The sequence below is a fragment of the Streptomyces sp. B3I8 genome, from assembly GCF_030816915.1.
Taxonomy (GTDB): domain Bacteria; phylum Actinomycetota; class Actinomycetes; order Streptomycetales; family Streptomycetaceae; genus Streptomyces.
Genome location: NZ_JAUSYN010000002.1, coordinates 3,772,904 through 3,790,326 on the forward strand (window position 1 = coordinate 3,772,904; position 17,423 = coordinate 3,790,326).

Genomic DNA, 17,423 nt, shown 5'->3' on the forward strand with positions numbered 1-17,423 from the left:
CCTTACGCCGGACGGGTGGCCGGAGGGGGCGGGTGCGGCGGCGCCCGCGGGGCGGGCGTGGGGCGAGCGCGGTCCCGCCGCGGGGTGCGGGGGTGTGGGACGCGGGGTGAGGGGTCCGGGTGCGGGTTCCGGTGCGTGGGGGTGCGGGACGCGGTGCGTGACAGTGTGCCGAGCCGGTCACGGTCGGGTGCGGGCGGGAACCGGAGCCGGGGCCGGGAGGGTCGTGAACCGCGCCGGCACTATTCTCGGGCCGGGTTCGGGGCACGGGCGCGCGCGGTGGCGCCGAGGGGAGGACGGTGCGGCGGTGGAGCAGCTCGGGGCGGACGATCCACAGGTCATCGGGGGCTATCGGCTGCTGGCGCGGCTCGGCGCCGGGGGCATGGGGCAGGTGTACCTGGCCCGGTCCGACCGGGGCCGCACGGTCGCCGTGAAACTCGTGCGGCGGGACCTGGCGGAGCGGGAGGAGTTCCGGGCGCGGTTCCGCCAGGAGGTCGGGGCGGCCCGCCGGGTCGGCGGGGACTGGACCGCGCCGGTCCTCGACGCGGACACCGAGGCCGAGGTCCCGTGGGTGGCCACCGGGTACGTCGCCGGGCCGTCCCTGGAGAGCGTGGTGGGCCGCGACCACGGGCCCCTGCCGGAGAGCTCGGTGCGCTACCTCGCGGCCGGGCTCGCGGGCGCCCTGCGGGACATCCACGCGGCGGGCCTCGTCCACCGCGACCTCAAGCCGTCCAACGTGCTGGTCACGATCGACGGGCCGCGCGTCATCGACTTCGGCATCGCGCGGGCACTGGAGACGGCGGGCGACGAGGGCCTCACGCGGGCGGGCGCGCTGGTCGGCTCGCCCGGGTTCATGGCGCCCGAACAGGTGCGCGGGGACCGGATCACCCCGGCCTGCGACGTCTTCTGCCTCGGCACGCTGCTCGCGTACGCGGCCACCGGCGCACTCCCGTTCGGCGCGGCGGACAGCGGGGCGCACGCGCTGATGTTCCGCATCGCGCAGGAGGAGCCGGACCTGACGAAGGTGCCTCAGGGGCTGGCCGGGCTGGTGCGGGACTGCCTGCACAAGGACCCGGCGCGGCGGCCCTCGCCGGCGGAGGTGCTGGCCCGCACGGGGGCCGAGGACACGCTGACCGGCGGGCGGACGCGGGAGCCGTGGCTGCCGGGGGCGCTGGTGGCGCAGCTCGGGCGGCATGCGGTGCGGTTGCTGGAGGTGGAGAGCCCGGGGCCGGTGGACACGGGTGCGGGGGAGGTGGGGCGGACGCCCACGCAGGTGGTGGGCGGGCCCGCCGGGACAGGGCCCGGGGCTGGGCCCGGGGCCGGGGGTACGCCCGCGGGGGCGTACCCGGCGTTCGGGCCACCGCCGTCGCCGTACGGGAGCGGGCCGGTGCCGTCCCCGTACGGGGGCCGGCCGGTGCCCGCGCCCGTTCCGCCGGCGCCGCGGAGCAGTCGGCGGGCGACGGTCGCGCTGGTCGCCGTGGCGGTGGTCGTCGCGCTGGGAGCCGGCGGGGCGGTGCTGGCGGTGATGCGGGGCGGGAGCGACAGCGGCGGCCGGGGCCTCCACGGGGGTACGGCGTCGGCGTCCCCCACGACCGGGTCGAACTCCCCGCAGGGCGGAGCGGTCCCGCGCGGCTACGTCGGGACGTGGACGGCGCGCATCGACAACGCGAACGGGCACAGTACGCGGCGGCTGGTCGTGCGGCAGGGACACGTGGGGGAGCGGGTGCTGACGCTGACGGCGGAGGGGCCGGCGGGGACCGGGCGGTACCACTGTGTGTTCACGGCGAAGCTGGCGGCGAAGCCGGTGGCGGGTGGGCCGGTGTCGATCGGGCCGTCGACGGTGACGGTCGGGAGACCGGCGGCGTCGTGCACGCCGGGGGCCGCGACGGAGCTGGCCCTCCTCCCGGACGGCCGCCTCCGCCGCACGACGACGGACGGCAACGCGCTGACGTACGCGCGGAAGGGGTGACCTCGTGGGCGGGTGCGGGTGCGGGTGAGCGGGGGGTTGCTCGCGCCCACGCGGCTAAGCCGCACATCGACACAGCCCCTCGCCCCCCTCAGGGGCGCGGGGAACCGCGCGATCTTTCCGGGGGTCCGGGGGCGGAGCCCCGGGACGGGAAGGGCAGGGGCGGCGGGGGCGAGAAAAACCAGGAACGACTACCCACGCGGCTCCGGCGGACGTTGCCGCGGCATATGGGCCCGAGCCGGAGGCAACGGCGCCCGGACGCCCGTCCCCGGCGCCGCGTCCACCCGGGCCGACCCCCCGCCCCCATCCCCCCGCGCGGCGACCCCCACCCCCCGGAACTCCACCATCCACCCCGCCGTCTCCCCCCGCACCAGCTCCCCCACATCCTCCGCGAACCCCCGCAGCACCCCCAGACACCGCTCCGCCGCCTCCGCCGCCGTCCCCTCCGCCGGCCCGAGCACCTCCCGCACACTCTCCGCCGCCCAGTCGAACTGCAACGCCTGCAACCGCCGCTGCACCGCCTGCGCCGTCGCCACGTCCCGCATCCACCCGGAGGTCACGCCGAAGAACCGGTCCCCGGCCACGCACGCCGCGCCCAGCAGCAGCGCGAGATACGCCCACGGCACCATCCCGTCGGCGACCCCGGTGACGTCGAGCAGCGGCAGCGCCGCCCCGCACACGCCCCCCGCCGCCGCCCCGCCCCGCAGCAGCCGCGCCCCGCGCCGCTTGCCGATCCGGTCCGCGAGGTACCACGAGACGGTGTCCAGGGCCCCGCGCTCCACCCACACGTACAGCTCGTGCAGCCGTTCCGCCGGTTCGCCCCAGTCCCCCTGCGGGAACGGCCGCCCGGCGAGATCGACCGGCCAGGGCCGTACGGCCCCCTCGTCCCGACCGCTGCGGTGCGGACCCTCCGGCTGCGTTCCCGGCTGACTCACCCGGCACTCCCTCCTGGACAACCGACGGACGGCCCACGTACGACGGATGCGCGACGGACGCACCGCGCGCACCGCCCCTTCCTACCGCCCCATGGGTGCCGGAGAGAGGGTTTCGCCGCTTATCCGCCAGGAAGGGGTGCTTGGCCAGATTCAGGGCGCCTGTTCTTTTCACTCGAAAGAGTGGCAGGGCGCGGGGGGCGGGGAGCACGTAGGCTCGTGCCGAGCGGAAAACGGGCCGCGTGCACGCGGCCACGAGCCGCGCGCATGCGTACACGTGCCGTACACAACAGGAGCTGATCGTGATCCCCGGTGGTGGCCAGCCCAACATGCAGCAGTTGCTGCAGCAGGCCCAGAAGATGCAGCAGGACCTCGCCCAGGCCCAGGAGGAACTGGCGCGCACGGAGGTCGACGGGCAGTCGGGCGGCGGTCTGGTGAAGGCGACCGTGACCGGTGCCGGCGAACTGCGGGCGCTGAAGATCGACCCGAAGGCGGTGGACCCGGAGGACACCGAGACCCTGGCCGACCTGGTCGTCGCGGCCGTCCAGGCGGCCAACGAGAACGCGCAGACCCTCCAGCAGCAGAAGCTCGGCCCGCTGGCCCAGGGCCTGGGCGGCGGCGGCATCCCCGGCCTGCCGTTCTGACGCCGCTCTTATGCCCCGTCTGACTCCCTACTAAGAGGCACGGCGGCCAACTACCGTACGTACCAAGGAACCGAGCCCGGCACCGTTCGTACCGGGCTCACATGGAAAGGCACATCCGTTGTACGAAGGCGTGGTCCAGGACCTCATCGACGAGCTGGGGCGGCTGCCCGGCGTCGGTCCCAAGAGCGCGCAGCGGATCGCCTTCCACATCCTCCAGGCGGAGCCGACCGACGTACGCCGCCTCGCGCACGCGCTGCTCGAAGTGAAGGACAAGGTCCGCTTCTGCGCCGTGTGCGGGAACGTCGCGCAGGAGGAGAAGTGCGGTATCTGCCGTGACGTCCGCCGCGACCCGGCCGTCATCTGCGTGGTGGAGGAGCCGAAGGACGTGGTCGCCATCGAGCGCACCCGCGAGTTCCGCGGCCGGTACCACGTGCTGGGCGGCGCCATCAGCCCCATCGAGGGCGTCGGCCCGGACGACCTGCGGATCCGGGAGCTGCTGGCCCGGCTGGCGGACGGCGAGATCAGCGAGCTGATCCTCGCCACGGACCCCAATCTGGAGGGCGAGGCCACCGCCACGTATCTCGCCCGGATGATCAAACCCATGGGCCTCAAGGTCACCCGCCTGGCCAGCGGCCTCCCGGTGGGTGGCGACCTGGAATACGCGGACGAGGTCACCCTCGGCCGCGCCTTCGAGGGGAGACGACTCCTAGATGTCTGACGCCACGCTGCACTCCAAGACCCAGAACCCGGACGACTTCGCGGTCCAGGTCGCCGACCAGATCGAGAGCTTCCTGGTCGCCGTCACCGAGGTCGCCCGGGGCGACGAGCCGGACTCGGCCGTGCCGTTCCTCCTCCTGGAGGTCTCCCAGCTCCTGCTGGCCGGCGGCCGGCTCGGCGCGCACGCGGACTTCCTCCCCGAGGAGCGCTACGAGCCCGACCCGGGCCCCGAACCGGACGTCGACGACCTGCGCGAGCGCCTGGCCAGGATGCTGGACCCGGTGGACGTCTACTCGGAGGTCTTCGACCCCTACGAGCCCCGCAAGGCCCCGGTCCCGGCCCGCATCTCCGACGACCTCGCCGACGTCATCGCCGACCTGCGCCACGGCATGGCCCACTACCGTGCGGGCCGCAGCACCGAGGCGCTGTGGTGGTGGCAGTTCTCCTACTTCTCCAACTGGGGCTCCACGGCCTCGGCGACCCTGCGCGCCCTGCAGTCCCTGGTCGCGCACGTCCGGCTCAACCAGCCGCTGGACGAGCTGGACGGCCTGGACACCGACCAGGCCATGGGCGACGAGACCCTGGAGTTCGAGGCGGGCAAGGTCATGGTCGAGGAAATCGCCACCCCGCTGGGCGTCCGCCCGGTCGTGTAACCCGGTCGCCGCTCACCGGCACGGCCGGACCACCGCCCGGTGCAGCGCCGCCGCGTCCACGTGGGGCGCGGTCGGCGTCGGCAGCTCAGCGGGCTCGCCGACCCGGAGCGGTCAGGCGGCCGCCCGGTCGGTGTTCATCGCCGCAGGTCGGCCCGGAGCTTGAGCCTCGCGCTCCACGCTCCGGGCTTCGAGCTCTTCCCATGGGTTTTTCTGGGTTTTCTGGTCTGGTTTGAAATACCAACCGACCAAGCCTGAACGTGACTTGAGGCGGCGTACCTCGTAAGAGTGACGTTTCGTGATCGGCTTGCTTCGGTGCGTGAGGCGGCTCTAGGTTCGCGACAACCGACCGAAATGAGTCGGCCCCGGCGGTGCTGTGAACACCAATCCGGGGCCTGACCTACGCATCGAATCGAGACCCTTCGATGGTGGCCTACGCCGACCTTAGTCCCGCCCTCCCCTCCCCGTCCCACCCGATGGCCAATTCGGGTTACGGAAAGCGCCCCGCGGGTGAGGAAGACCCGCACGCGGACGCCGACTTCGCACATCTGCTCCCGCGTGACGCCGAGATCGCCGTCTTCCTCGACCACCTCGACACCGGCCGTTCGATGAGCTACAAGGTGCTGGGGGCGGAGCATCCTCGGTACGGCCAGGGGGCGATGCGCACCTCGCTGACCCGGATCACCGAGGCCGGCCATCTGCGTTGGATCAAGGAACACATCACCGCCGAGGGCGGCTCGATGCGGTGGGTCACGCGCACGTACTGGTCGCGTACCCGCAGGTCGGCCGAGTGGTGGGCGCGGTTCGCACGGGAGCGGCACGGCAAGGACGTGACCCCAGACCACGAGCCGGGTCTCGCCCGGGTCGAGGAGCAGGCGGTCGCCGAGGAGCCTGTGTTCGTCGACGAGTCCGCGGTCATCGACGAGCCCGCGGTCGCCGCGGAGTTGTCTGCCGCCGGACCGGACGAACCCGAACCCGAGCCCGTGCCCGAGCCGGAAGCGGAGCCGGTGAGTGCCGGGTACCGCGTCCTCGTCGGGGTGTGTGCCGCCGACGCCCGTATGGCACTCACCGAAGGCGACTGCCGTTCCCTCGCGCCCCTGGTCGAGCAGTGGCTGTCCCGCGGGGCGAGCCCCAAGGACGTCACCCGAGCCCTGACCGAAGGGCTCCCGCCCGCTGTCAGCAACCCGGGCGGATTCGCCCGACGACGACTGGAGACGAAGATGCCGCCGCAGAAGAGGGAACCGCGCGCGAAGGTGACCCGGGTGATCATGGCCTGTGCCACGTGCGACCAGGACGAACGCACGGTGACGATCGACCGGGGCATCTGCGAGGACTGCCGCAGGGAGGTGGAGGCCGACGCGATGTCCGACGAGGACATCGTCAAGGGCTTCGAGGAGCTCGCCCACCTGGGCACCGCGTCGGCGTACTTCCTGCGGAAGAAGCTGGAGCGGAGGACGGGCGGCCCCGTGCCCGACACCTTCCGCCCCGTACCCATCGAGGACCGCGTCCACTACCACTACCGCGACAACCGCGACCGCATCGCGAACGGCCTCCCGCCCAGGCGCTGGAACCCGTGACGGCCGGGGGCGGGAAGGCGGGCACCACACGCGTGCGGAAGGCGCCGGTCGGGGCACCATGGTGTCGAGGAGGCGACGCCATGACCCCCGAGACCGAATACCGGCCGCAGATGTCCGTCGAGGAGTTCGAGGAACTGGAACGCCGTGCACCGGAGACCGTGCGGCTGGAGTTCATCAAGGGAAAGGTCCAGGTCAAGCCGGTGACCGATGGCGACCACGACCAGATCGTGGCCTGGCTGCAGAGGCTCTGCATGCAGCATCGTCCCGAGCTGTGGCTCTACGGTGACCGGGGGATGAAGGTGGAGGGCTACCGCAAGGGGCGAGCGCGTCCGGACGGGGTTCTCGCGCCGTTCGGTTTCCCGGCGGGGCACGGCGACTGGTCCGAGTCCGAGGGCGTGCTCATGGCCGTGGAGGTCACGTCGCACGACTCCGACACCCACCGGCGCGACCGCGTCGAGAAGCCCGACGGTCACGCCGCCGCCGGAATCCCCGTGTACCTGCTCATCGACCGGGACGACTGCTCGGTCGTCGTGTTCAACCAGCCGGAGGGCGGACGGTATCGACACCAGGAGACGCTGCCCTTCGGCGCTGCCGTCGCTCTGCCCGACCCCGTGGGGATCACGCTCGACACCGGGCCGCTCAAGGATCTCGTCAGCTGAGTGGACGTGTGCCGGCGGCTGCGGCTGTGGTCGCGAGTGTGACTGTGACTGTGACACGGGGCACTTTCCGAGTGACCGGGCCCCGGTTGGGAAAGAGCCCTCCTGCACGGGCGCCGGGGAGTCTCACCATGCGGGAACCCGGAGGGGTTTTTCGGACGCTCGATAGACTGAGTCGGCCGCAGCGCACACAAATGTGTGCGGACTGTGGAAAATGACGGACTGAGCGAGGAGCGCACGTGGGCCTTGTCGTGCAGAAGTACGGAGGCTCCTCCGTAGCCGATGCCGAGGGCATCAAGCGCGTCGCCAAGCGGATCGTGGAAGCCAAGAAGAACGGCAACCAGGTGGTTGTCGTGGTCTCCGCGATGGGCGACACGACGGATGAGCTGATCGATCTCGCCGAGCAGGTGTCGCCGATCCCTGCCGGGCGCGAGCTCGACATGCTGCTGACCGCGGGAGAGCGGATCTCCATGGCGCTGCTGGCCATGGCGATCAAAAACCTGGGCCACGAGGCGCAGAGCTTCACCGGCAGCCAGGCCGGTGTCATCACCGACTCGGTCCACAACAAGGCGCGGATCATCGACGTCACGCCCGGCCGCATCCGCACCGCGCTCGACGAGGGCAACATCTGCATCGTCGCCGGTTTCCAGGGTGTCAGCCAGGTGGGCAAGGACATCACCACGCTCGGCCGCGGCGGCTCCGACACGACGGCCGTCGCGCTGGCGGCGGCGCTGGACGCGGAGGTGTGCGAGATCTACACCGACGTGGACGGCGTGTTCACCGCCGACCCGCGCGTGGTCAAGAAGGCCCGGAAGATCGACTGGATCTCCTTCGAGGACATGCTGGAGCTGGCCGCCTCCGGGTCCAAGGTGCTGCTCCACCGCTGTGTGGAGTACGCCCGCCGCTACAACATCCCGATCCACGTCCGCTCGTCCTTCAGCGGACTGCAGGGCACCTGGGTGAGTAGCGAGCCGATCAAGCCGGCGCAGTCGGCACAGCACGCATCGCAAGGGGAACCAAAGGTGGAGCAGGCCATCATCTCCGGGGTCGCGCACGACACCTCGGAGGCCAAGATCACCGTCGTCGGCGTGCCGGACAAGCCGGGCGAGGCCGCCGCGATCTTCCGCGCCATCGCGGACGCGGAGATCAACATCGACATGGTGGTGCAGAACGTCTCCGCCGCGTCGACGGGGCTGACGGACATCTCCTTCACCCTGCCCAAGGCCGAGGGCCGCAAGGCGATCGACGCGCTGGAGAAGGCGCGCGACGCCATCGGCTTCGACTCGCTGCGCTACGACGACCAGATCGGCAAGATCTCCCTGGTCGGCGCGGGCATGAAGACCAACCCCGGGGTCACCGCCGGGTTCTTCGAGGCGCTGAGCGACGCGGGCGTGAACATCGAGCTGATCTCGACCTCCGAGATCCGCATCTCGGTCGTCACGCGCAAGGACGACGTCCCGGAGGCCGTGCGCGCGGTGCACACCGCGTTCGGCCTCGACTCCGACAGCGACGAGGCGGTCGTCTACGGAGGCACGGGGCGATGACCCCCGACCCCCCACGCGCCCCAGCCGACCCTCCGAGGCACGGCACCGGGGCCGTGGGGGCGGGTGCGCGGAAGCCGGGCGCGGAGAAGACCGGCGTGCACAGGCCCGTGCTGGCCGTCGTCGGCGCCACCGGCGCCGTCGGCGGTGTCATGCTCCGCATCCTCTCCCAGCGTGCCGACATCTGGGGCGAGATCCGCCTGCTCGCCTCCCCCCGCTCGGCCGGCCGCAAGCTGGCCGTCCGCGGCGAGGAGACCGAGGTGGCGGTGCTCGACGGGGCCGCCCTGACCGGCGTCGACATCGCGCTGTTCTGCGTGCCCGAGGACGTCGCCCGCGAGTGGGCCCCCGTCGCCGCCGAGCGGGGCGCCGTCGTCGTCGACAACTCCGCCGCCTTCCGCGCGGACCCCGACGTGCCGCTGGTCGTCCCCGAGGTCAACGCGCACACCGCGCGCGTGCGCCCGCGCGGCATCCTCGCCAGCCCCGGCTGCACCACGCTCACGATGATCGTGGCGATGGGCGCGCTGCACGCCGAGTTCGGCCTGCGCGAGCTGGTCGTCTCCTCGTACCAGGCGGTGAGCGGCGCCGGCCGCGCGGGCGTCGGGACGCTGCGCGAGCAGCTCGCCCTCGTCGCCGGTACGGAGCTGGGCACCAACCCGGGGGACGTGCGCCGGGCGGTGGGGGAGGGCACCGGCCCGTTCCCGGAGCCGGTCGCGCTCAACGTCGTGCCGTGGGCCGGGACGTTCCTGGAGGACGGCTGGTCCTCGGAGGAGGCCGGGCTGCGGGAGGAGACCCGCAAGGTGCTCGGCCTGCCGCAGCTGCCGATCGCGGTCACCTGCGTCCGCGTCCCCGTCGTCACCGCGCACTCCCTCACCGTTCACGCCGGCTTCGAGAACGAGGTCACGGTCGACAAGGCCCGGGAGATCCTGGCCACGGCTCCCGGCGTCGTCCTGTGCGACGACCCGGGCGCCGGGGAGTTCCCGACCCCGGCCGACGTGGTGGGCACGGACCCCGCGTGGGTGGGCCGGGTGCGCCGGGCGCTGGACGACCCCACGGCGCTCGACTTCTTCGTGTGCGCCGACAACCTCCGCAAGGGCGGCGCCCTCAACGCGGTGCAGATCGCCGAACTCGTCGCGGCGGGGCGGGTGTAGACCGGCGGCGGACGCGACCCCGCGCGTGTCGGTGAGGGCATCCGACCTGCCCGTTCGGTCCTCGGGGCGCCCTTATACGCTGGCCAATCCGAGAAGTATTTGTAGGATCTGTACGCGTCCTGTGGCCCGGTCGGGCCACCTGGTCCGGACCACTTGTACCGGACCCGTCCGGGATACGAGGATTTCCCTTTCCGCTCGTCGCAACCGCACGGACGGCGGGGAGCGTCATTGCGTTCGCCCTACAGGGGGGGCGGGTAGCGCAGCAGGGCACAGCACAGGGGAAGAGCTGGTAGGCATGAGGGCACGGGACGTACTGTCCGCCGCGCCGGGGGAAGCACGTCGGACGTACGGGGCGCCCGCACACGCACCGTTTCCGGGCGTGCGACGCGGCACACACGAACCCGCGTACAACCCTGACGGCCCTCGGTGTGTCCAACAGGCGTGGCAGCAGAGGTACTCGAATTCACCGCGGCGGTACAGACGAGGGGCACGACCCTGCGTCCGCCCCGCCGGTCCCGCGTGTCCGGCGCGCCCGGCGGCATGCCGGTGATCGCGCCGATGCCCGCAGCGCGGCCCACCCGCATACCGAGCCAGCGTGAGGGAACAGAGGAGGCCGTGGCGACCGGTACCACGGTCGACCACCTCACGGAGACCTACCGGGCGCACTACCGCTCCCTGCTGGGCCTCGCGGCGCTCCTCCTCGACGACACCGCCTCCTGCGAGGACGTCGTCCAGGAGGCGTTCATCCGCGTCCACTCGGCCCGCAAGCGCGTGCGCGACCCGGAGAAGACGCTCGCCTACCTGCGCCAGACGGTGGTGAACCTCTCCCGCTCCGCCCTGCGCCGCCGCATCCTCGGCCTGAAGCTGCTGTCGAAGCCGATGCCGGACATGGCGAGCGCCGAGGAGGGCGCCTACGACCAGCTGGAGCGGGACTCGCTGATCAAGGCGATGAAGGGCCTGCAGCGCCGCCAGCGCGAGGTGCTGGTGCTGCGCTACTTCGCGGACATGACGGAGGCGCAGGTCGCGGCGACGCTGGGCCTGTCGCTCGGCTCGGTGAAGGCGTACGGCTCCCGCGGCATCGCGGCGCTGCGCATCGCCATGGAGGCGCCGGCATGACCGAGTACGGCAGCAGGCCAGACGACGGACAGCAGGCTGGAAACCCCACTGTGAAGCACCGCCCCGAGGACCACGGCCGGCCGGCCGCCCCCGGCGACGAACCGGCCGACCGGACCACGCCCGCTTCCGGGACCGACGCCGTCGACGCGGCGCACGGCTCCGCGAGCGACGGCGAAAGCGACAGCGGCGGTGACGGTCACGGCGGTCCTGCCGGGCGCCGGGACGGTTCCGGGGCCTTCGGCGGGACGGCCGCGGGCCGGGACCGGCTGCTGGCGGCGCTCGGTGGATTCGGCGGACCCACCGCCGGCTCGACCCACGCCGACGACGGCACGGACGCCCGCACCGGCACCGGTAGGAACACCGATGAGGGCACCGGTACGGGCGCGGACGGCGACACGCACGACGACGAGCTCGGGCTCGCGTCCGACGAGCTGGCGTTGCGCCGCGTGCTGCACTCCGCCGTCGGGGACATCGCGCCCCGCGACGGCACCCTGGAACACCTGCGCCGCGCGGTGCCCGCCCGGCGGGCCCGCAAGCGGCAGGCCCTGGTCGGCATGGCGGCCGCCGCGCTCTTCGCCTGTACCGCCGTTCCCGCCCTGGTGCACGTCTCCCGGGCGACCGGTTCCCCCGCCGACCCCTCCATCGCGGGCCAGGCCTCCCAGGCCCACGGCGGCATGGGCGAGGACAAGGGCGAGGGCAGCGGCTCGGGCGGCTCCGGCGGCGCCTCCGACTCCGTCAAGGAGAAGGGCGACTCCGGTCACCACGGCAAGCAGGGCAAGGGCACCGGCAAGGGCCGCGGCACCACCGGCAGCGGCTCCACCACCCCCGGCTCGAGCCTCGCCGACTGCACGGCGGCCCAGCTCGGCGGGGCCACCTCCAGCGTCAACCCGGCCGATGCCGCCGGCGTGGTCTACGGCACGTTCCGCGTCGCCAACATCTCCGGCACCACCTGCACGGTCTCGGGTCCGGGCACGGTCGGCGCGACCCCTCAGGGCGCGGCGGACCCGGCGCGCGTCACCGTCGTCAGCCATGTCACGGGCGACGCCGCCACCGCACTGCCCGACCCGTCCCAGGAACTGGCCTCGCTGATCCTCAAGCCCGGCATGGCCTACCAGGTGAAGTTCGCCTGGGTGCCGTCGGAGACGTGCCCCACCCAGGGCGACGGCGACGGCGGTACCGGCACCGGTCCCTCGCCCGACCCGAGTGCGTCGGACGGCACCGCGGGTGCCTCCGAGGGGGCGTCGTCCACGAGCGGCAGCAGCACGCTCTCCTCGCAGCTCCTGCGGGAGGACGGGGTGGCCGACGGCAGCGTGGTGGTCTCCCACACGGCGGCGGCGGGCTCGCCGACGGTGACCGCGACGGTCCCGAACGCCTGCGCGGGAACGATCTACCGGACGGGAGTGCTGGCGGGGTCCTGAGCCCCGGGCCCCGGCCCGGCCCCACCGGCACCCTCCGGCTCGCCTCCGTCCGCGTCCTCCGGCTCGCCTCCGCCGCCGCCGTCGGAGCCGCCGTGTGGGCCGCCGCCAGGGCCGTCGTCCGGCAGGATGCCCAGCGCCGCGTCGCGCTGGAACTCCGCCTCGCGGCGCAGCAGCCGGAACCACATGAAGACGACGAAGCCCGCGAAGACGAACCACTCGCCGGTGTAGCCGAGGTTCTGGAAGGCCCGCAGATCGAGGCCCGAGTCGTCGGGTGCGCTCGCGGGCACAGCAGTCATCCCGGAGTCGGCCCGGTCCAGGGTGACCCAGGCGTCGTACACGTCGTACGGCACCAGGTTGACCAGGGACGCCGCGCTGATCGCGCCGACCTGCCCGGCGGGCAGGCCGCCCGCCGCGCTCGCGCCGTTGTCGCCGGGCGTCTCGGAGGCCTGGAGCGCGCCGGTGACGGTGACCTCGCCGGTGGGCGCGGCCGGTGCCTTCGCCGTCGCGGAGGCGGTGCCGGGCAGCCAGCCCCGTACGACGGGGAGCGCCTTGCCGCCGTCGGTGCGGAGCATCGTCAGCACGTAGTAGCCGTCGCGGTCGTCCAGCTCGCGGTCCGGGACGAGGAGCTGCTTGCCGTAGTGCCCGGTCGCGGTGGCGCGCTTGCCGGAGGTGGCCTTGTCCACCGGGAGCAGCGACGCGAGCGGGCGCGCGGCCTCCTTCTTGGCGGCGGTGGCCTGCTCCGTGGCGGTGCGGTGGTCCTGCACCCGGTCCTCGAAGCGGCTGAGCTGCCAGGAGCCCATGAAGACGCAGACGGGGACGGCGAGGAGGGCGAGTACGTTGATCGCCCACCAGCGGGGGGTCAGGAGGAACCGGTACACACCGTCAACGGTACGGCGGGGACGGGGGGCGGGGGCACGCGGGGGTGCCCCCGCCCCCTTGCCTCGCGCTGCGCGCAGCGCGAGGCTTCGCGTGAGAGCCCGGGGGGTGGCGGGTCGTCCGGCGGGTGACGGCCGGTGGGGCCTCTCGCGAAGCGACGCGCCGCGCGTTGGGGGCGTCCCTCACGGGGCGCTCCTCACCGGGCACCCCCCACATGCCGGGCCGCGAACTCCAGCTCCAGCCGCACCTGCTTGATCCGCTCGTCCACGACGAGGGACCCGTGTCCCGCGTCGTACCGGTACACCTCGTGCACCGCGCCGCGTGCGGCCAGCCGGTCGACGTAATTCTCGATCTGGCGGATCGGGCAGCGCGGGTCGTTGACGCCCGCCGAGATGTACACCGGCACCTTCACCGCGTCCACGTACGTCAGCGGCGACGACGCCTCGAAGCGCTCCGGTACCTCCTCCGGCGTGCCGCCGAGGAGCGTGCGGTCCATCGCCTTCAGCGCCTCCATCTCGTCGTGGTACGCCGTGACGTAGTCCGCGACCGGCACCGCCGCGATGCCCACCGTCCACAGCTCCGGCTGGACGCCGAGGCCGAGCAGGGTGAGGTAGCCGCCCCAGGAGCCGCCGGTCAGCACCAGCCGCTCGGGGTCCGCGAGGCCGGAGGAGACGGCCCACTCGCGGACCGCCGAGATGTCCTCCAGCTCGATCAGGCCGACCCGGTGCTTGAGCGCGTCGGTCCACTCGCGGCCGTACCCGGTGGAGCCGCGGTAGTTGATGCGGACGACCGCGTACCCGTGGTCGACCCAGGCGGCGGGCGCCGCCGCGAAGGCGTCGCTGTCGTGCCAGGTGGGGCCGCCGTGGATGTCGAAGACGGTGGGCAGCGGCCCGCTCGCCCCGGCCGGCTTCTGCACGAGCGCGTGGACGCGGCCGCCGGGCCCCTCCACCCACACGTCCTCCACCGGCACGGAGGCGGGTGCCCTCATCCCCGGCGGGTCGAGCACCGCGCGGCCCGTCGTGGACCGTACGGCCGGCGGCTCGGCGGCCGACGACCACAGGTACTCGACGCTGCCGTCGGGCCGTGCGGTGGCGCCGGAGACGGTGCCCGGCGGGGTGGACAGCTCGGTCAGGGCGCGGCCCGCGAAGTCGTAGCGGAACAGTTCGCTGCGGGCCTCGAAGCTGTGCGAGACGAGCAGCGCGGAGCCGTCCGGATACCACTCGGCGGCCACGTCACCGGGCAGTTCCAGCGCGAGGTCGGTCTGCTCGCCGGTGGCCACGTCCCACACCAGCGGCTCCCAGCGGCCCTGGCGCTGGTGCCCGATGAGCAGCCGGGTGTCGCCGTCGACGGGCGCGAAGCCGAGGACCTCCAGGCCCAGTTCGACGGTGCCGCCCTCGGTGTCGTCGAGTTCGGCGACGGCGGTGCCGTCGGGGCGCAGCACGCGCAGCGACGAGTGCATGGCGTCGCCGTGCTCGGTGTGCTCGATCGCGAGCAGCGACCCGTCGTGCGAGAGGTCGCCGACGCCGGCGGACTCGCGGTGCCGGTAGATCTCGACGGGGTCCTCGCCGGTGCGGACGAGGTGCAGCGTGGTGCCCTCCTCGTCGGTGGACCGCCCGACGACGGCGGTCCGCCCGTCCCGCCCGAGCGCGAGCCCGGCGGGGTAGGACGGCGCGAGACCGGGCGCGGCCGGCTCGTCGACGGACCCCGACGTACGGCCGCCGAAGGGCTGGCGCCGCCAGATGCCGAACTCGTCCCCGTCCGTGTCGTCGAACCACCAGATCCACTCGCCGTCGGGCGACAGCACACCGTCCGTGGTGCCGTTCGGCCGGTCGGTCACCTGCCGCTGCTCACCTGTGGCCCGGTCCCAGGCGTACAGCTCGTACGTGCCGGTCGCGTTCGACACGAACAGCGCGCGGTCCGGTGCGTCCTCCGCCCAGTCGGGCAGCGAGACCCGCGCCGCCCGGAACCGCATTTCCCACGCGACCATGCCGTCACTCTCACTCATGGGTACATCTTGCCGCGCCCCGGCCCCGTGAGGGCCGCGGGACCGCATTGATCTGCGGCTCCGCGGCACGGACACGACAACACTGCCCGAAGGGGCAGCGCCCCCTGAGGGACGGGACGGGAAGGGAAGGGCAGGGGCGGCGGGGACGGGAAAAACCCCTACGCGCACCGGCGGGGAACCACCACCCCCACCCCGCGCGGCACCCGGCCCGGGGTCAGGGGGACGAAGTCCCCGCGGGCCCCCTCCCCAGCAGCTCCGCCAGCCCCCTCCGCGTCGCCGCCAGCACCACCCGGTCCCCCGCCCTCAGCACATGGGAGGACGGCAGCCCCCACATCGCCGCCGCCGACGGACCGCCGGAGGCCACGTCACGGCCCAGCACCCGCCACTTCCCCGCCGCGAACGCCTCCCCCACCGTCCGCCCCTCCAACTGAGGATGCCCCGCCACCTCCACCGCCGCGAACAGCAGCACCCGCCGCTCCACCGGAATCGCCCCGAGGATCTGCCGCCCCAGCATCGCCGCCGCGAACGTCGGCGCCGCCAGGTGCGACACACTGCGGCTCCGCGTGAGCGCCTGCGGATGCGCGGCCCGCAGCGTCCGGTACACCGCCGTCGCGAAGTCGTCGTCGTACAGCCGCAGCACCACCCGCAGATCCGGCCGCACGGACCGTGCGTACAGCGCGGCCTCCAGATTCGTGGTGTCCGCGCTGGTCAGCGCGAGCAGCGTGCGCGCCCGGTGGATCTTGGCCGCCTCCAGGACCCCCTCGTGCGTGACGTCCCCCAGCACCACCGGAACCCGCAGCCTCCGCGCCACCGCGAGCCCCCGCGCCTCGGGGTCGCCCTCGACGCACACCACCGGGATGCGCAGCTCCCGCAGCCGCACCAGCACCCGCGTGCCGATCTTGCCGACGCCGAGCAGCACCACGTGCCCGGACAGCCCGCGCGGCGGCTTGCGCAGTCCGGAGTTGGTGCGGAACGTGCCGAGCGCCTCCAGCACCGCTGCCAGCAGCACCGGCAGGAGCAGCAGCCCGACCAGCCCCGACAGCAGTTGCAGGATCTGCCGCCCGGCGGGCTGGCCCACCGCCGGGTCGTTGATGGCGAACAGGTCGAGCAGCGTCAGATAGGTGGCCCGCAGCGGACCGGTGTCGGTCACGGCGAGCTGTGCCACCGCCAGCGCGACGACACACGCCACCAGCCCCGCGAACGACCACCGCAGCCGCCGCGACAGCAGCAGCGCGAACGGCACCATGCTGCGCCCGGCGGGCTGCCGGGGCCCGGTGTACGACACGGTCTCCAGGACGACGGTGCCGCGCCCGGTGGCCGCCGCGACGGCCGCCTCGTCGGGCAGCAGCCGGGGCCCGTGCTCCCCGCTCTCCTCGGAACCGTCGGCGCCCGCCGGGTCGTTGGCCGTGGCGGAGAGCAGCGCCAGCGTGCACAGCCCGGGGTCGGCGACCTGCCCGGGCGCGGGCGGCTGCCGCTCCACCGCGCGCAGCATCAGCCCGTCCGTCTGGACGACCTTGGTGGTGCCGGTGACGGCGGTCGCGGCCAGCGCGGGCGCGGCGGTGTCGGCGTCGGACAGGACGGTCGTGGAGGCGTCGAGGTTGTCGTCCGCGCCGACGGACCCGTCCGCGCCGATGATCGCGAGCGCCGCCGCCTGGTCGAGCAGCGCCTCGATGTGCTGCCCGAGGCGGCGGTTGTAGAGGCGGAGCACGAGCCGCAGCCGGGGGTTGAGGCGCCGGGCGGTGAGCGCGGCGCGGATGTTGGTCTCGTCGTCGTCGTAGACGAGGGCGAGCGCGGCGGCCCGCTGCACGTCCGCGTCGGCGAGCACGGCCTCGACGGCCTCGGACGCCTCCACCAGCCGTACGGACCCGCCCGGTTCCGGTCCGGGGAACGCCCGGCCCCCGCGCCCGCCCCGGCCGCCGTCACCCCCGGCACCGGCCCCGCCGCCCCCGTTCCCCGCCGCCCGGGTCACGGCCGCGGACACCCGGTCGAGCAGGGCCGACCCGCGCTGGCGCCCCACCACCGGCTGGCGGGCCAGGCGCCGGGCGGGCGGGACGACGAGGGTGACCCGTTCCCCGTAGACGTCGCGGAGTTCGGCGGCGAGCCGGTGCGCCAGCCCGTCGTCCCCGCACACCACCATGTGCGCGCCGCCGTCGATCGAACCGGTCGGCCGCCCCGTCGGT

The 17,423-nt window shown here is 73.8% G+C and carries 14 protein-coding genes; 10 read left to right on the plus strand and 4 right to left on the minus strand.

Going from position 1 to position 17,423, the window contains the following annotated elements; translation table 11 throughout:
* The first annotated feature begins 304 nt into the window (after positions 1–304).
* On the plus strand, positions 305–1,966 hold the full coding sequence (locus QFZ64_RS18885; RefSeq protein WP_307067286.1) for a serine/threonine-protein kinase: 1,662 nt from the start codon (positions 305–307) through the stop codon (positions 1,964–1,966).
* A gap of 188 nt (positions 1,967–2,154) precedes the next feature.
* Here QFZ64_RS18885 and QFZ64_RS18890 read toward each other — a convergent pair whose 3' ends face one another.
* The gene (locus QFZ64_RS18890; protein ID WP_307067288.1) at positions 2,155–2,898 is read right to left on the minus strand and encodes an SLATT domain-containing protein; all 744 of its coding nucleotides are present in this window, start codon (positions 2,896–2,898) and stop codon (positions 2,155–2,157) included.
* A gap of 299 nt (positions 2,899–3,197) precedes the next feature.
* Between QFZ64_RS18890 and QFZ64_RS18895 the strand changes: the two genes are divergently transcribed.
* The 9 genes from QFZ64_RS18895 to QFZ64_RS18935 all read left to right on the plus strand — a co-directional run bounded on the left by QFZ64_RS18895 (position 3,198) and on the right by QFZ64_RS18935 (position 12,362).
* Entirely contained in the window at positions 3,198–3,539 is a 342-nt protein-coding gene (locus tag QFZ64_RS18895) for a YbaB/EbfC family nucleoid-associated protein (RefSeq protein WP_307067290.1), read from the plus strand.
* A gap of 118 nt (positions 3,540–3,657) precedes the next feature.
* Positions 3,658–4,257, plus strand: a complete 600-nt coding sequence (gene recR / locus QFZ64_RS18900; protein ID WP_307067292.1) for a recombination mediator RecR — start codon at positions 3,658–3,660, stop codon at positions 4,255–4,257.
* Positions 4,250–4,909 (plus strand): DUF5063 domain-containing protein, encoded by a 660-nt coding sequence (locus QFZ64_RS18905; protein ID WP_307067295.1) that lies wholly within the window; start codon positions 4,250–4,252, stop codon positions 4,907–4,909. The genes recR and QFZ64_RS18905 overlap by 8 nt, the downstream gene beginning before the upstream one ends.
* A 422-nt stretch (positions 4,910–5,331) precedes the next feature.
* Complete coding sequence (locus QFZ64_RS18910) at positions 5,332–6,483, plus strand: hypothetical protein (protein WP_307067297.1); 1,152 nt, start codon at positions 5,332–5,334, stop codon at positions 6,481–6,483.
* A gap of 80 nt (positions 6,484–6,563) precedes the next feature.
* A complete protein-coding gene (locus QFZ64_RS18915; RefSeq protein WP_307067299.1) occupies positions 6,564–7,142 on the plus strand; it encodes a Uma2 family endonuclease in 579 nt (192 codons plus the stop codon).
* A 236-nt stretch (positions 7,143–7,378) separates the two neighbouring features.
* The gene (locus QFZ64_RS18920) at positions 7,379–8,683 is read left to right on the plus strand and encodes an aspartate kinase (RefSeq protein WP_307067301.1); all 1,305 of its coding nucleotides are present in this window, start codon (positions 7,379–7,381) and stop codon (positions 8,681–8,683) included.
* Positions 8,680–9,828 carry an aspartate-semialdehyde dehydrogenase gene (locus QFZ64_RS18925; protein WP_307067304.1) on the plus strand — a complete coding sequence of 383 codons (1,149 nt, stop codon included), beginning with the start codon at positions 8,680–8,682 and terminating at the stop codon, positions 9,826–9,828. The genes QFZ64_RS18920 and QFZ64_RS18925 overlap by 4 nt, the downstream gene beginning before the upstream one ends.
* Positions 9,829–10,347: 519 nt before the next feature.
* Positions 10,348–10,944, plus strand: a complete 597-nt coding sequence (locus QFZ64_RS18930; RefSeq protein ID WP_373430756.1) for a SigE family RNA polymerase sigma factor — start codon at positions 10,348–10,350, stop codon at positions 10,942–10,944.
* Positions 10,941–12,362 carry a hypothetical protein gene (locus QFZ64_RS18935; RefSeq protein WP_307067306.1) on the plus strand — a complete coding sequence of 474 codons (1,422 nt, stop codon included), beginning with the start codon at positions 10,941–10,943 and terminating at the stop codon, positions 12,360–12,362. Before QFZ64_RS18930 ends, QFZ64_RS18935 begins: the two co-directional genes overlap by 4 nt.
* Here the strand turns inward: QFZ64_RS18935 and QFZ64_RS18940 are convergent.
* The 3 genes from QFZ64_RS18940 to QFZ64_RS18950 form a co-directional block, all read right to left on the minus strand.
* A complete protein-coding gene (locus QFZ64_RS18940; RefSeq protein WP_307067308.1) occupies positions 12,332–13,240 on the minus strand; it encodes an SURF1 family protein in 909 nt (302 codons plus the stop codon). The genes QFZ64_RS18935 and QFZ64_RS18940 overlap by 31 nt on opposite strands.
* Before the next feature lie 194 nt (positions 13,241–13,434).
* Positions 13,435–15,225, minus strand: a complete 1,791-nt coding sequence (locus QFZ64_RS18945) for a prolyl oligopeptidase family serine peptidase (protein ID WP_373430757.1) — start codon at positions 15,223–15,225, stop codon at positions 13,435–13,437.
* Positions 15,226–15,457: 232 nt separating this feature from the next.
* Positions 15,458–17,380, minus strand: coding sequence for an NAD(P)-binding protein (locus tag QFZ64_RS18950; protein WP_307067311.1), 1,923 nt, complete (start codon positions 17,378–17,380; stop codon positions 15,458–15,460).
* Positions 17,381–17,423 lie beyond the last annotated feature (43 nt).